Origin of the sequence: Methylobacterium longum, assembly GCF_022179385.1 — a bacterium.
Lineage (GTDB): Bacteria > Pseudomonadota > Alphaproteobacteria > Rhizobiales > Beijerinckiaceae > Methylobacterium > Methylobacterium longum.
On the sequence record NZ_BPQS01000003.1, the window covers coordinates 195,223 to 209,625 of the forward strand.

Sequence of the window (14,403 nt, forward strand, 5' to 3'; positions counted from 1 at the left end):
CCGCATGTAGCCGGTGTTATTCGCGACCGCCATCCGGGTTGAACCGCCCCTGGGCGTCGCCGATGCGGTCAACAAGACCGCCACGTTGCAGCCGGTCCCATGACCGGTCCGTATTCACCCCGCGCACCAGCGTCGGAAAGGCATTCGCCTCGGTCAACGGCGCCGAAGCCAGCGCCGCGCAATGACCTTCCAGCATTGCGCCAGGTGTTCAGCTCGATCTTCCCCTGGGGGAACGACAACGATGAAGTTCTAGCGAGCCGTATCTGGATTATGAACCGGTATAGGAAAAGCTGATGGTTTCATCGCTCTCCTGCCGTGACGCTGCGATGGACGCTGGATGACCGCGCAGAAATCTCGATCCGGCAACGGCGCGAAATAAAAATTCCGGTTCGTCGCAGCGGCATGGCCTCTCCTGCGGTTCTCGCGCGTTGTAGGCTTCGTCGCTCCTCATCGACCATGCAGCTTCATGAACGAACACCCCGCGACGCCGTCCCCGGACCAGCTGCGTACGACCCTCGCACGGGCTCTGTACGATTCCGATCAGAGCGTCGCGGAATATCCCCCCTGGGACGACGAATCCCTCGACGGAGCGAGGTCCGACCTTCGGGAGCGCTTCCTTCACCGCGCCGACGTCGTCTTGGCGGGCCCCCTCGCGGCGTTCCTGGTCGACGCGGCGGCGCGGTCGGCCGACGACGAGGAATTACGGGTGTTGCGTCGCCAGCGGATGGCACCCGACCGGGAACGCGAGCTTCTCGAGGCCAACAACCGGATGCTCGCGCGGGCCGAGGCGGCGGAGGCCGCGCGTGACGCAGCCGATGCCGCGCATCATGCAGCCGAGGCTGCCTGCGCTGCCGCAGAAGAGGCGCTCGCCACGATGCGGCGTGAGCGGGATGTCGCGCGCGAAGCGGAGGCGTTCTGGCAGCACTTCGCTTTCGACGCGGATGATCTGGCGACGCGCCGGTTGGTCGAGCATGCGGATGCCCGAGCCTCCGCCGAGCGCGAGGCGATCCAGGAGCGAGCCCGCCGGGAGCGGGCCGAAAGCGCGCTTCGCCTGTTCGCCGACCGGGCCGACGTGATGCCCAAGGAAGGTTGGGCCTCGGATCTTGCCAAAGCCAACCGCGATATTCCGCTCTGGTGGTTCCACGCGGCCCGGGTCGCGCTGGAACCTCCGGATACGTCCGGCAAGGCTTAGGCGGCGTCGCGGTCCCGGACCGGATTCATCGGCTTCAGCGATCCCGCGGCTTCGCGACGGGCCGGCGCGCCGGCCTGAATGGCCTCGTCCCACGCGCAGGGTGCGGGCTTGTCGCGCGCATTGTGGCCGGCGGCTCACCCGCCCCGTCGACGCGGAACTCCCGAGACGCTTCCGCGCGCGGCTCCGGACGATGGACTTCACGACCCCCTCCCCGAAAGAAGAGGACCGCGGAGTTTCGCCCCCCTCAGGCCGCCGCCGGTTGCTTGGCCGATGCGGGCGGATCACGGAACAGGGCCGTGCAGCCGGAGCCGCGGTGCATGCTCAGGATCGAGGCGCGGTCGATCTCCGGATGGGTTTTGAGGACGTTCTGCACGCAGGCCAGCACGCGCTCGTACTGCGCGGCGTCGAAATTCGGCTCCAGCGGGCTGACGGCAATGTACGTTTCGACCACGAGCACGCGCTCTGCGCGATCATGGTCCACATCGACGGCGATCCAGGACGATTTGATAAGGCTGGTGCTGGCGAGCATGGGCGTTCCTCGTTCAGCGTTGCATCGTTTCGCCACCCCTGCGGGTCGGCAATTTTGACGAAATCATGGACCGCGTACGGACGAAAGCCAAGGGCTGCGGCACATAGCAGAGGTCCGAGACATGCGGACTTGTTGAGGTAGCTGGATTGTCAGCCTACGGTTGCGCGTTGAGCGGGCGTGGGCCGCACACAATAGGCACTCGCTTCCGAATGATGGCATGTGGTATACAAATCGCCGGACTCGTCACGCCGGGTCCAAACGACGGTGTCGCGACACGACGAGACCGCGCTTTGACAGGGAGTGCAGACATGATCCCTCGAAGGATGGGCCGCGCATACCGTCGCGGCGCCCGTTGCCGGTCGCAGCCTCCCGAGGGCATCCTGGAACCAGTCTGAGCGGCCTGATCCGTTCCCCCGCAATCCCGAACCGCTTCCAACTCCGAGACCGATCATGACCAAGGCCCTCGAAGGCGTCCGCATCCTGGACTTCACCCACGTCCAATCGGGTCCGACCTGCACCCAGCTGCTGGCTTGGTTCGGCGCGGACGTGATCAAGGTCGAGCGGCCGGGCGTCGGCGACGCGACGCGACAGCAGCTCCAGGATCTTCCTGAAGTGGACAGTCTCTATTTCACGATGCTGAACCACAACAAGCGTTCGATCACGCTCGATTCGAAGAACGCGAAGGGCAAGGAGGTGCTCTGGCGCCTCATCAAGGAATGCGACGTTCTGGTCGAGAACTTCGCGCCGGGGGCGCTGGCCCGCATGGGTCTGACCTGGGAGAAGATCCACGAAGCGAACCCGCGGATGATTTTGGCCTCCGTGAAGGGCTTCGGCCCCGGTCGCTATGAAGACTGCAAGGTCTACGAGAACGTCGCCCAGTGCGCCGGCGGATCCGCCTCGACGACCGGCTTCCGGGACGGCATCCCGATGGTGACGGGAGCGCAGATCGGCGATTCCGGCACCGGCCTGCACCTCGCCCTCGGCATCGTCACCGCCCTCTACCACCGCACCCAGTCGGGCCTCGGTCAGAAGGTCGACTGCGCCATGCAGGACGGCGTGCTCAACCTGTGCCGCGTGAAGCTGCGCGACCAGCAGCGCCTGGAGCACGGCCCGCTAAAGGAATACAGCCAGTTCGGCGAGGGCATCCCGTTCGGCGAGGCCACCCCCCGTGCCGGCAACGATTCCGGCGGCGGTCAGCCGGGACGCATCCTGCGGTGCAAGGGCTGGGAGCAGGATCCCAACGCCTACATCTACGTGATCACGCAGGCGGCGGTGTGGGACCCGATCTGCGACATCATCGGCGAGCCCGACTGGAAGACCGATCCCAACTACGCGACCCCGAAGGCCCGCCTGCCGCACCTCAACGAGATCTTCACGCGGATCGAAGCGTGGACGATGAAGGTCTCCAAGTTCGAGGCGATGGATACCTTGAACAAGCACGACATCCCGTGCGGCCCGATCCTGTCGATGAAGGAAATCGCCGAGGACGAGGCCCTGAGGAAGACCGGCACCATCGTGGAAGTCGATCATCCGACGCGCGGCAAGTACCTGACCGTAGGTAATCCCATCAAGCTTTCGGCGAGCCCGAGCGAGGTCAAGCGGTCGCCGCTTCTGGGCGAGCACACCGACGAGATCCTGCGTGACGTGCTCGGATACTCGGAGACGGAAGTCGGCGAAATCGCCGAGTCCGGGGCCATCGGCGCGGTGCAGAAGATCGCCGCGGAGTGACGCTGTCCTGCGGGGGCGGCGCGAGGTCACCGGACCTTCGCCGCTCGCGCGTTCATCGCCGGCCGCCAAGCTGCAACGGTCGACGCTCCGGCATACGTCGACCTTCCTCGATCCCGCCTTTCAGATCGCTGCCCGCGCCACGCGGGAGTGACGCCCAGGAGATCGCATGCGCATCGCCTTCATCGGACAGCAGGATTTCGGAAAGGCCGTCCTCGAGGCGTTCCTCAAGCGGGGCGACGAGGTGGCCGGGGTGTTCTGCGCTCCGGAGAAGCCCGGCGCCAAGCCGGATGTCCTGAGGTTGGCCGCCGAGGAGAAGGGCCTGAAGGTCTTCCAGTTTCCGAGCCTCAAGAGCGCGGAGGCGGAGGCGGCGATGGGCGGATTGAGCGCCGATATCGGCATCATGGCCTACGTGCTGCAATTCGCACCGCAGAGCTTCGTGAACATCCCGAAGCACGGCACCATCCAATACCATCCGAGCCTGCTGCCGCGTTTCCGCGGGCCGTCCTCGATCAACTGGCCGATCGCCAGGGGCGAGCTGCAGACGGGGCTCACGATCTTCCGGCCCACCGACGGCCTCGACGAGGGGCCGGTGATCCTGCAGAAATCCTGCCCGATCGGGGCCCATGCGACCCTCGGCGACATCTACTTCGAGAACCTGTTCCCGATGGGCGTCGAGGCGATGCTGGAGGCGGCCGACCTCGTCGTCGCCGGCCAGCACGTCGAGATCGATCAGGAGGAGGACGCCGCCACCTACGAAGGCTGGTTCCGCGCCGCGGAGGCCGAGATCCGTTGGTCGTCCCACGCCGAGCAGATCTACAACCTGATCCGGGCCGCCAATCCCGCTCCCGGTGCCTGGACGACCGTGGATGGCAAGAAGCTGCAGATCTTCGATTCCAGACTGCAGCCGGTGCGCCGCCTCTCCGAGGTGAAGGGCAAGCCCGGCGAGGTGATCGCCGTCGACGACGACGGATTCAGCGTGTGTGCCCAGGGCGGCCAGATCCGGGTGAGCAAGGTGAAGGCCGAGGGCGGCAAAAAAGTTTCGGCAGCCGATTACGCCCGCGAGGTTGGGCTCTCCGTCGGTCAGGTTCTCGGCCGTTAAATCGCCGCCGGGTCAGCCCGTGATCGGCGCGCCTGCATGCGCCGATCGTGCAGGCTCGGACCCTTTTCGTGCGCTCCACGGCAGCCTTGCCCGAAGGTCCGAGAGCTTCAGGCGTGCCGCAGGGGGGGTCCCTCGATCCCCGACGTGCAGGGGCGCCCCAGTGAAGAGACGAACGCGCGCGACCGCGGATCCCGCGTGCCTCACGGTTTCGACGCGTTGAGCCCGTAACCGCGGAATCGTTCGACGATCTGACCGATCTCATGGTCGGACAGGATCATCGGCGCGCCCACCTGAAGCGCCACGGCGTATTGCTGGCACAGCGTTTCCAGCTCGACCGCGAGCCAGAGTGCCTTCTCCAGGCTCTCCCCGGCCGCAATCATTCCATGATTGGCCAGGAGGCAGACGTTTCTTCCGGCGAGCGCGGCCAGGGCCAGCTCGGAGAGCTCCGCCGTGCCATAGGCCGCATAGGGCGCGCACCGCACGTTCGGACCGCCGAAAGCCGCGATCATGTAGTGCACCGCCGGGATCTCCCGCCCGCACATGGCGAAGGCGGTGCTGTGGATCGGGTGCGCGTGGACGACGGCGGCGAGTTCTGGTCGGGACGCCAGGATGTCCCGGTGGAAGCGCCATTCGGAAGACGGCCTCTGGTCCGGCGGGTGCGTGCCGTCGAATTTGAGCGGGACCACGTCGTCCGGACCCATCCGGGCGGTGGGAAGACCGGAGGGCGTGATCAGGAGGCGATCACGGAAGCGCAGCGAGACGTTGCCCGAGGTACCCCGGTTCAAGCCCTGCGCGTCCATCGCCCGCGCCGCCGCCACGACGCTCTCCCGTGCGCTGCGCTCGTCCGTTTCCATGCCCGATCTCCGGTGCGTCGGAGTCCCGGTTATGCAGGAAGCCCGGCGCCGTAAAGACGGCGCCGGGCTCTTTGGCGGATCGCGGTGGAGGTTCGAAGGCCGGACTACTGCGCCAGGGCCGGCGCGAGGCTCACATCGGGCTTCTTGGTGTAGGCCGCTCGCATCGGTTTGAGGACGAAGAGGGCGAGCAGGGCCGCGAAGATGTTGAGGGCCGCAGCCGCCAGGAACACCGCGTGCCAACTCCCCGTCATGGTCGTCAGGACGCTGGTGTAGGGCACGATGAGCGCCGCCGTGCCCTTGGCGGTATAGAGGAGGCCGGCATTCGTGGCGGCGTATTTAGATCCGAAGGTGTCGCCGCACGTTGCCGGGAACAGGGAGTAGATCTCGCCCCAGGCGAAGAACACGAGGCCGGTCAGCAGGACGAAGGCGATCGGGTTGTCGCCGAACTGGCTCAGCGCATAGATGCCCACGCCCTCGATCGCGAAGGAGATGAACATCGTATTCTCGCGACCGATATGGTCGGAGACCCAGCCGAAGAAGGGCCGCGTGACGCCGTTGAGCACCCGGTCGAGGGTCGCCGCGAAGGTCAGCGCCGGCAGGGTGATGCCCAGCAGCGAGACCGGCACGTCGGCGATCTTGAAGTCCTTCGCGATCGGGCCGAGCTGCGCAGTCGCCATCAGGCCGCCGGCGGCCATCATGACGAACATGGCGTACATCACCCAGAAGATCGGGGTGCGCACCATCTCGGCGGGCTTGTAATCGCGCTTCGACTGGCTGACGCGCGCGACTTCCGGGACCTGTCCCTTGATCGGAGAGCGCAGGAACAGGGCGATCAGCATGACGATCACGCCCTGCCCGATGCCGAAGTAGAAGAACGCCGCCTCGTAGCCCTGCGACTTGATCATCGCCTGGATCGGCACGACGGTCAGGGCCGAGCCGGCGCCGAAGCCCATGGCGGTGATGCCGGCGGCGAGCCCGCGGCGATCCGGGAACCACTTCAGCGAGTTGCCGACGCAGGTGCCGTACACCGCGCCCGCGCCCGTCCCGCCGATCGCCGCGGCGATGTAGAGGACGGTGAGCGTTTCGGCGTAGGAATTGATCACCCAGGCGATGCCGCACAGCAGGCCGCCGAACAGGGTGACAATGCGCGGACCGTACTTATCGACGAACCAGCCCTCGATCGGCACCAGCCAAGTCTCGGTGACGACAAAGAGCGTGAAGGCCACCTGGATGGCGGCTCGGTCCCAGCCGTGACGCTCCTGCATCGGGTTGACGAAGAACGTCCAGCCGTACTGCATGTTGGCGATCATGCACATGCAGATCACGCCGAAGGCGAGTTGCAGCCATCGGCCGCTTCCCACCGGTTTGTGGATCTCGGACATAACCATCCCTCCTTGGCAGTGTTCTTGTTGCCGTTCCTGATGACGGCTTCCTATGCCCTGCCGAGGCGTGCTGTGGCAGAACAATCCGAAAGCCGTTCGTATAAAAATTCTTGGCTCGCGACCAAATAATCTCTGAACTACTCCGGCACGCGCCACGCTCAATATCAACGAATACCGGGTGGTCGACGGTATGCCAGCAGGATGGTGCTGATCCCGCTGCCGCGTGTCAATCGAACCTGCAGAAAAATACCGGAATGTCGGGCTGGATTAAACCCTCTCGCCGGACGTGGCCGAATTTCGCCGCGCGGTGGACCGCGCTTCGGCGGCTCGCGCCGGGATCAGGTGCGGTCTCCTTCACAGGTCTGTGGGGCCGGGCTGCAATTGACTAGGATCTGGTCAAGGTTTGCGGTAGTTCGCTTTAGAGCGCACGACAGAGAATGCGTGCGGGAAATCATACGCGTGGGGCGACTGGACGAGGGATGTCGAACTCTGAACCGTTGAGCGTGAAGCCGATCGTCGCCAGTTCCAGTCTCCGGACGTTGGCCTACGAGGCGCTCAAGACGGCCATCACCAACATGGATATCTACGGGCGTCCGGATGAGGTGCGGCTCGACGAGCGGAAGCTGTCGCAGGATCTCGGCGTGAGCCGTACACCCGTGCGGGAGGCGTTGACCGTTCTTGAGCAGGAGGGCTTCGTGCGTTCCGAGGCGCGGCGCGGCGTCTTCGTCATCAAGAAGAATAAGCGCGAGATCGTCAGCATGATCCACGCCTGGACGGCGCTGGAGAGCATGGCGGCCCGCCTCGCTTGCAGCCGCGCCACGGACTCGCAGCTGCGGTCGCTGCGCGAATCGTTCCCGGAATTCTACGAAGGCCAGCCCTCCGAGCACATCGACGAATACTCCGACGCGAATATCCGCTTCCACCAGCGGATCATCGCGCTCGGTCACTGCGACGCGATCGCGGATCTGACCAGCAACCTGTTGATGCATGTTCGCGGCATCCGGAGCACGGCACTCCGTCAGGGCGACCGGGCCGAACGATCGATCCGGGAACATGTGGCGATCATCGCCGCGCTGGAGGCGCGCGATGCCGACCTCGCCGAGCGCCTCGTCCGCGAGCACGGTCTTGGCCTTGCCCACCACGTCGACACGTATGGGGATTACCTGGACTGATTCGAGCGCCGGCGCGCGGTCGTTGACCGCGTGCCCAACGGCTCCTGCCCCCGATTGCGGCCGCGGCCTCTCACGACCGTGTGGGATGCGGAGGCACAGATGGAGCGACCGGCGGCCTTCGGTGCTTGGGTGACCTTTCGTAGGCCCAGCCGAACAGGATTCACGACAGCCGGTTTTCACGGCTGGGCTTCGGCTCCGGAAACCCAGTTAACGGGATGCAGGCAGTTGCGGGGCAATCCGCATGTGGCTGTCGCTGCCTCTAAGGCATGCGTACAGAAGCAACGCTGTCGAGTCCCCAGGGGCTGTTGAACGGTGCCCCACGGCTCGCCGTCCACGCAGCGACGACGGTCGAGGTCGCGCCCCCCACAGCCTCGCAAGACGGCGGACAAATACGCCGAGGAACCCTGGTGATGACGCCGCGTCGTTCGCGTCGCACCATCGCATCGTGGACGCTGGAGCAGTTTCAAGCGCCTCAACCCAACCGTGCAGCGCATGTTGGGACCCGGCTTGAGACAATCAGCGCGGCGCGCATGCACGGTTCGCATGCGCGGTATTCGTTATCTGGCATACCAGTTTGCAGAGCGGCATGGCATTTGTCGCATCGCAACATCAAGAGGCGACGCGCCTCAGACGGAGTGCCCCGATGATCGCCAGCTTCCTCGTCATCTTCGCTGCGTTCGCCGCCTGCCAGGCGCTGCTGACTGTGAAGTACGCCGACTTCCTGAGCCCGGCTTCCGACACGGGCTCGACCTCCGTCGCAGCCGCCCGCGACGTCGGAACGGCGAAGCTGGCCTGACACTCGACTGCGGAACCGAGTGGATCTCCCGAGGAATGCGTAGGGTTAACGCTTTCCTTAAGAAATCAGGCTAATGTCGGTGCATCGTTGACCATGCGGGCCAGGGAGCGACCGCGTTGGCTCTCGGCGTTGCATCACAGTCGTCGGACGGCCCCTTCGTTCTGCTGATCTCCGATCGGCCCTCGGAGCGCACGGCGCTCCAACGGGCCATCGCCCTGGTCATGGATTGCAGGGCCATGGCGGCGGACAAACCCGTTCCGAAGGAACGGCCGCACCTCGTCATCCTCGATTTGCCACCGACCCAGGCTGCGAGGCTGGATCTGGCTCTGAGCCATCGCGGGCTCCCCCTTCCCCGGCTGGTGCTCGTCCGGGGGGAACCCGCGCCGGCCGCGCCCCATCTCCGTCAGCTTCCGGCTGCGGCACCCCGTCAGGTCGTGCTGGCGAACGTGTTCGCGATGATCGAGGAGGCGACCCGCTCCGGTGAGCTGCGCAAGCGTCGGCTCGTCGAGCGCGTAACGGGCGCCACCGCGATCGTCTCGGAACTGTTCGACAGTGCAGCCCTGGGTGCCGGGCTCCAGCAGGCCGACGTCGAGCGGGGAACCGAGCTCGTGCTCGCGTCCGTCTCGGAGGTCGGCATCATGACGTGGCTCACGGAAGTCTGGCGCCACGATATCGGTGTCTATCAGCACACCCTGGGCGTCGCCGGCCACGCCGCCACCTTCGGCGCGCAGATCGGTTTGAGCCGCGCCGACCTGCGGCTGCTCGTTCGCGCAGCCCTCCTGCACGACATCGGCAAATCGCGGATCCCGGTCGAGATCCTCAACAAGCCGGGTCCGCTCACGCCGGAAGAGTTCCGCCTGATGCAGCGTCACCCCGAGATCGGCGCCGAGCTGCTGCGGGTCCAGGGCGATTTCGAGGAGACGGTGATCGACGTGGTGCGGCACCATCACGAGCGCCTCGACGGCAAGGGCTACCCGGATCGGTTGGCCGGCCCGGCGATCCGGGATCTGGTGCGCATCGTCTCGATCTGCGACGTCTTCTCGGCGCTCACCGAACGTCGGACATATCGGCAGCCGGCCAGCGCTGCCGAGGCGCTGGCAATCATGCTCGACAATTCCGGGCACCTGGATCCCGACCTTCTGCGCGTCTTCGCGCCCGTAATGCTCGGCGGCGAGGCGCTGGCGGCCTGACCGCGCGCCGGCGTTGCACCGCCGTCACGCCGCTTCGGGAACGGATGGAGCGGCGCGACGCCGCCGCGTTTCCGCCGCAACCGGCCGCGACGGAGGCCGACCATTCCTGACAGCGCGCAAACCGAACCGTGCAGAAGCATTCCCTCGCCCTCGCCCTCACGATGACACTAGCCCTCACGGGATGTGGCGGCCTCTCCGTCGGACCGGAAACGTCCGTCGAGAACGCCACCCACACGGCGGTGCTCGATGAAGTGGCGGCTGCGGCAGCAATCTCGGCCTACCGTGTCCAGCATGGCCTGAGTCCGGTGATCGTCGATTCCACCCTGGTGAAGGCGGCCGCCTTTCAGGCCGGCAACAATGCCCGCCACGGGCAGCTCAGTCACGAGATTGGCGGCAGCTTCACGTCACGCATGAATTCGATCGGCTTGGCCAAGTCGTATGCGGCCGAGAACCTGAGTGCGGGCTCCGAGACGCTCGAGCAGGTCCTGGCCCGGTGGAGAGCCAGCCCCGAGCATAACAAGAACATGCTGCTCCCCCAGATTCGCCGGATCGGCATCGCCCGCGTGGACGCGCCGGGAACGCGCTACAAGCGATTCTGGGCCCTGGTGATGGCCGGCACCTGAGACTTCGGCGATCAGCCGTCCGCGGGCGCCATATCCACGATGCGGAGTTGCGCCCGCTCGGCACCGCGCCAACGGTCGCACGACAGCGTCCCGGCCACGTGCATCTCGCGACCGATTCCGTTGAGCAGCGCGCGGCCGAGGGGCCTCTCCGCAGCCCGGAAGCAGATGGCGCCGACCGCCTGCCCGTCACGGCTGCGCAGCCGCGCCCGGACGTGACTTGAACCGACGATCCCGGCATCGACGAGCCGGTGACGGCCGAGGGCGAAGATCGGCTCAGGGGATCCCTGTCCGAACGGGCCGGCCCGTCCCAGCAGCCGAACCGTCTCGGCGGTGGCTCCGCCCGCGCTGAGACCGCCGTCGATCAGCAGCGCGTCGGCCGCGCGGGAGACGGCGACGCTCGCGGCGAGCAGCATGGAGAGATGGGCCTCGAACCGCGGAATGTCGTCGGCGCGGACGGTCACGCCCGCCGCCATGGCGTGTCCGCCGCCCTTGCTGGCGAGCCCGGCCTCGACGCAGGCCCGGACCGCGAATCCGAGATCGGCACCGGGAATCGATCGGCCCGAACCGGTTGCGCTGCCGTCCGGCCGGATCGCGAAGGCGAAAGCCGGGCGGTTGAAGCGCTCCTTCAGCCGCGACGCGATGAGCCCGACCACGCCCGGGTGCCACGCCGCGTCGCCGGTGACCAGAACCGACCGGGCCGGATCGGAGGTCAGAATGCGGTCCATCTCCGCCTCGGCCTCCATTACGGCCTGTGCCTCGATAGCTTGGCGCTCCCGGTTCAGGCGGTCGAGATCGGCGGCGATCCGAACGGCCTCGGCGGGATCCGCCGTCGTGAGCAGGCGGGCACCGAGGGCTGAGTCGCCGATACGCCCACCGGCGTTGATGCGCGGGCCGAGCACGAAGCCGAGATGCCACGCTTCGGGCGGCTCACTGAGGGACGCGGCGTCGAGAAGCGCCGCCAGCCCGGTGCGACCGCGATGCCGCATCACGGTCAGGCCCTGGGTGACGAAGGCGCGGTTCAGGCCGGCCAGCGGCACCACGTCGGCGATGGTCGCCAGCGCCACGAGATCGAGGAAATCGGTCAGTGCCGGCTCCGGCCGGTTCGGTTCGAAGAATCCTTCCAGCCGCAGGACGCGGCTGAGAGCGACCAAGGTCAGGAACACCACCCCGGCCGCGCAGAGATGGCCGAGGCCGGACAGATCGTCGAGCCGGTTGGGATTCACCACGGCACGGGCGGGTGGCAGGATCTCGCTGGCGGCGTGGTGATCGAGGACGATGACGTCGAGACCTAATTTCTCGGCTCCCGCCAGCGGTCCATGACCGCTGGTGCCGCAATCGACGCAGACCAGAAGGGTCGCCCCGTCGGCGGCAAGGGCCTCGATCGCCCCGATGTTCGGACCGTACCCCTCCGTAATCCGGTCGGGGATGTGGATGGGCGCGTGGAGACCGAGCCCGCGCAGGTAGCCCGCCAGCATCGCCGCGCTCGCGGCGCCGTCCACGTCGTAGTCGCCAAAAACCGCCACGGTCTCGCCGCGTCGCACCGCGTCAGCGAGGCGCCGGGCAGCCGCATCCATGTCGAGCAGCACGTGCGGATCGGGCATCAGATCGCGCAGGCGCGGAGCCAGGAAACGATCCACGTCGTCCGGGACGACGCCGCGGCCGGCCAACACCCGGGCCAGCAGCTCCGGCAGCCCATAGGCCTGGACCATCTTGGCGATGTGGTTCTGACCGACGCCCCCGGCGCAGCGCTCCTGCCAGCGCCGTCCGGTCACGGACGCGGCGACACCCAGGTAAGGCGGGAGTTCGGTGAGGGACGGGGCGCAGGACACGGACGCCACCCTACACCGGGTTGATCACCAAATCCCGCGCAGGTCCGCAACACCGCATCACCGAAACCGCCACAGCTGCAACGCAAAAGGGCGGACCTTGCGGCCCGCCCCGTCGCGGCTGCCGGGATGCGATCTGTCAGAGGGACTTCAGGATGGTGTCGACGACCTTCTTGGCGTCACCGAACAGCATCATCGTGTTGTCGCGGAAGAACACTTCGTTCTCGACGCCCGCATAGCCCGACCCCATGCCGCGCTTGATGAACAGAACGGTCTTGGCCCGCTCCACGTCGAGGATCGGCATGCCGTAGATCGGCGACGTCTTGTCGGTCTTCGCCGCCGGGTTGGTGACGTCGTTGGCGCCGATCACGAAGGCCACATCCGCCTGCGGGAACTCGCCGTTGATGTCCTCCAGCTCGAACACCTCGTCGTAGGGCACGTTCGCCTCGGCGAGCAGCACGTTCATGTGGCCCGGCATACGGCCTGCCACCGGGTGGATGGCGTACTTCACGTCGACGCCTTCCTTCTTCAGCATGTCGCCCATCTCGCGCAGGGAGTGCTGCGCCTGGGCGACCGCCATGCCGTAGCCCGGGACGATGATGACCCGCTCGGCGTTCTTCATGATGTAGGCCGCGTCATCGGCCGACCCCTGCTTGACGGGCCGCGTCTCGACTTGGCCCGAGCCGGCCACGGCGGTGTCGCCGCCGAAGCCGCCGAGGATCACCGAGATGAATGACCGGTTCATCGCGTGGCACATGATGTAGGAGAGGATCGCGCCCGAGGAGCCCACCAGCGAGCCGGTGATGATCAGCGCGAGGTTGCCCAGGGTGAAGCCGATGCCGGCGGCCGCCCAGCCCGAGTAGGAGTTGAGCATCGACACGACCACCGGCATGTCGGCGCCGCCGATCGGGATGATGATCAGGCCGCCCAGCACCAGCGAGGCGAGAACGATCAGCCAGAAGATCGCCTTCGACTCGGTGCCGATGAACAGGGCGATCAGCAGGACGAGGCCCGCCGCCAGCAGCGCGTTGATGAGGTGACGCTGAGGCAGCATGATCGGCTTGCCGGACATCCGCCCGTCGAGCTTGGCGAAGGCGATCACCGATCCGGTGAACGTGATCGCGCCGATGGCGACGCCGAGCCCCATCTCGAACAGCGACTGCTTGTGGAAGTGGCCGTTCTCGATGATGCCGAAGGCCTGCGGTGCGTAGAGCGCGCCGGCCGCCACGAAGACGGCCGCGAGGCCGACCAGGGAGTGAAACGCCGCCACGAGCTGGGGCATGGCGGTCATCGGCACCCGCTTGGCGATCACCGCGCCCGCACCGCCACCGATGCCGAGGCCGAGGAGCACCAGGATCCAGGCGCCGAAGCCGGCCGGCGGATGGCCGACCAGCGTGGTCAGGATCGCGAGACCCATGCCGATCATGCCGTACAGGTTGCCCTGCCGGGAGGTGGTGGGGTGCGAAAGCCCCCGCAGCGCCATGATGAACAGGACGCCGGCGACGATGTAGAGAAGGGAGGAGACGTTCTCTGACACGAGCTCAGCCCTTCTTCTTGTACATGCCGAGCATGCGCTGCGTGACGAGGAAGCCGCCGAAGATGTTCACGCTGGCGAGCACGATGCCGATGAAGCCGAAGAACCGGGCCAGCCCAGTGCCCTTCTCGATGAGCGGCACACCGACGGCGAGGATGGCGCCGACGATGATCACCGACGAGATCGCGTTCGTGACCGACATGAGCGGCGTGTGGAGGGCCGGCGTCACCGACCAGACCACGTAGTAGCCGACGAAGATCGCCAGCACGAAGATCGCCAGCCGGAATACGGTGGGATCGACCGCACCGCCGGTGGCGGCGCTGAGTCCGTGACCCATGCCGTCGGCGATGGCCTGCGCCTGATCGGCGGCGTTGCGCGCCACCGCGGCCGCGGCGCGGGCGGCATCAGCCAGCACGCGCGCCTGATCGGCCGCCTGATCCGGAGGGACGATGACGTTTGCCATTCTGCTACTCCTCTC

Annotated in this window: 14 protein-coding genes; 7 read left to right on the forward strand and 7 right to left on the reverse strand. The window is 66.8% G+C overall.

The features are described from left to right. Positions 1–16: 16 nt before the first annotated feature. Positions 17–196, reverse strand: a complete 180-nt coding sequence (locus tag MFF58_RS04360) for a hypothetical protein (protein ID WP_238285595.1) — start codon at positions 194–196, stop codon at positions 17–19. Positions 197–637: 441 nt separating this feature from the next. Here MFF58_RS04360 and MFF58_RS04365 point away from each other — a divergent pair, with 441 nt between their 5' ends. Further along, the gene (locus MFF58_RS04365) at positions 638–1,192 is read left to right on the forward strand and encodes a hypothetical protein (protein WP_238285596.1); all 555 of its coding nucleotides are present in this window, start codon (positions 638–640) and stop codon (positions 1,190–1,192) included. A gap of 244 nt (positions 1,193–1,436) precedes the next feature. Here the strand turns inward: MFF58_RS04365 and MFF58_RS04370 are convergent, their stop codons facing one another. Further along, positions 1,437–1,721, reverse strand: a complete 285-nt coding sequence (locus tag MFF58_RS04370) for a hypothetical protein (RefSeq protein WP_238285597.1) — start codon at positions 1,719–1,721, stop codon at positions 1,437–1,439. 450 nt (positions 1,722–2,171) lie between these two features. On the opposite strand from MFF58_RS04370, the gene frc reads away from it, so the two are divergent. Together frc and MFF58_RS04380 are read left to right on the forward strand one after the other, a co-directional pair. Continuing rightward, positions 2,172–3,449, forward strand: a complete 1,278-nt coding sequence (gene frc, locus MFF58_RS04375; RefSeq protein WP_238285598.1) for a formyl-CoA transferase — start codon at positions 2,172–2,174, stop codon at positions 3,447–3,449. A gap of 166 nt (positions 3,450–3,615) precedes the next feature. Then, positions 3,616–4,548: a methionyl-tRNA formyltransferase gene (locus tag MFF58_RS04380; protein WP_238285599.1), complete on the forward strand. Its 933-nt coding sequence runs from the start codon at positions 3,616–3,618 to the stop codon at positions 4,546–4,548. A 200-nt stretch (positions 4,549–4,748) separates the two neighbouring features. Here the strand turns inward: MFF58_RS04380 and MFF58_RS04385 are convergent, their stop codons facing one another. Together MFF58_RS04385 and oxlT are read right to left on the reverse strand one after the other, a co-directional pair. Continuing rightward, positions 4,749–5,402, reverse strand: coding sequence for a class II aldolase/adducin family protein (locus tag MFF58_RS04385; protein WP_238285600.1), 654 nt, complete (start codon positions 5,400–5,402; stop codon positions 4,749–4,751). A gap of 104 nt (positions 5,403–5,506) precedes the next feature. Beyond that, on the reverse strand, positions 5,507–6,784 hold the full coding sequence (gene oxlT / locus MFF58_RS04390; protein ID WP_238285601.1) for an oxalate/formate MFS antiporter: 1,278 nt from the start codon (positions 6,782–6,784) through the stop codon (positions 5,507–5,509). A gap of 479 nt (positions 6,785–7,263) precedes the next feature. Here oxlT and MFF58_RS04395 point away from each other — a divergent pair, with 479 nt between their 5' ends. The 4 genes from MFF58_RS04395 to MFF58_RS04410 all read left to right on the forward strand — a co-directional run bounded on the left by MFF58_RS04395 (position 7,264) and on the right by MFF58_RS04410 (position 10,565). After that, complete coding sequence (locus MFF58_RS04395) at positions 7,264–7,956, forward strand: GntR family transcriptional regulator (protein WP_238285603.1); 693 nt, start codon at positions 7,264–7,266, stop codon at positions 7,954–7,956. Positions 7,957–8,599: 643 nt separating this feature from the next. Next, complete coding sequence (locus MFF58_RS04400; RefSeq protein ID WP_238285605.1) at positions 8,600–8,752, forward strand: hypothetical protein; 153 nt, start codon at positions 8,600–8,602, stop codon at positions 8,750–8,752. Positions 8,753–8,868: 116 nt separating this feature from the next. After that, the gene (locus MFF58_RS04405) at positions 8,869–9,942 is read left to right on the forward strand and encodes an HD-GYP domain-containing protein (RefSeq protein WP_238285606.1); all 1,074 of its coding nucleotides are present in this window, start codon (positions 8,869–8,871) and stop codon (positions 9,940–9,942) included. Between the two features lie 161 nt (positions 9,943–10,103). Beyond that, positions 10,104–10,565, forward strand: a complete 462-nt coding sequence (locus tag MFF58_RS04410) for a CAP domain-containing protein (RefSeq protein WP_279603223.1) — start codon at positions 10,104–10,106, stop codon at positions 10,563–10,565. A gap of 11 nt (positions 10,566–10,576) precedes the next feature. On the opposite strand, the gene recJ is transcribed toward MFF58_RS04410, so the two are convergent. The 3 genes from recJ to MFF58_RS04425 form a co-directional block, all read right to left on the reverse strand. After that, positions 10,577–12,394, reverse strand: a complete 1,818-nt coding sequence (recJ, locus tag MFF58_RS04415; RefSeq protein ID WP_238285608.1) for a single-stranded-DNA-specific exonuclease RecJ — start codon at positions 12,392–12,394, stop codon at positions 10,577–10,579. A 136-nt stretch (positions 12,395–12,530) separates the two neighbouring features. Next, complete coding sequence (locus MFF58_RS04420) at positions 12,531–13,928, reverse strand: NAD(P)(+) transhydrogenase (Re/Si-specific) subunit beta (RefSeq protein WP_238285609.1); 1,398 nt, start codon at positions 13,926–13,928, stop codon at positions 12,531–12,533. Between the two features lie 4 nt (positions 13,929–13,932). Next, a complete protein-coding gene (locus tag MFF58_RS04425; RefSeq protein WP_238285610.1) occupies positions 13,933–14,388 on the reverse strand; it encodes a proton-translocating transhydrogenase family protein in 456 nt (151 codons plus the stop codon). Positions 14,389–14,403: the final 15 nt, after the last annotated feature.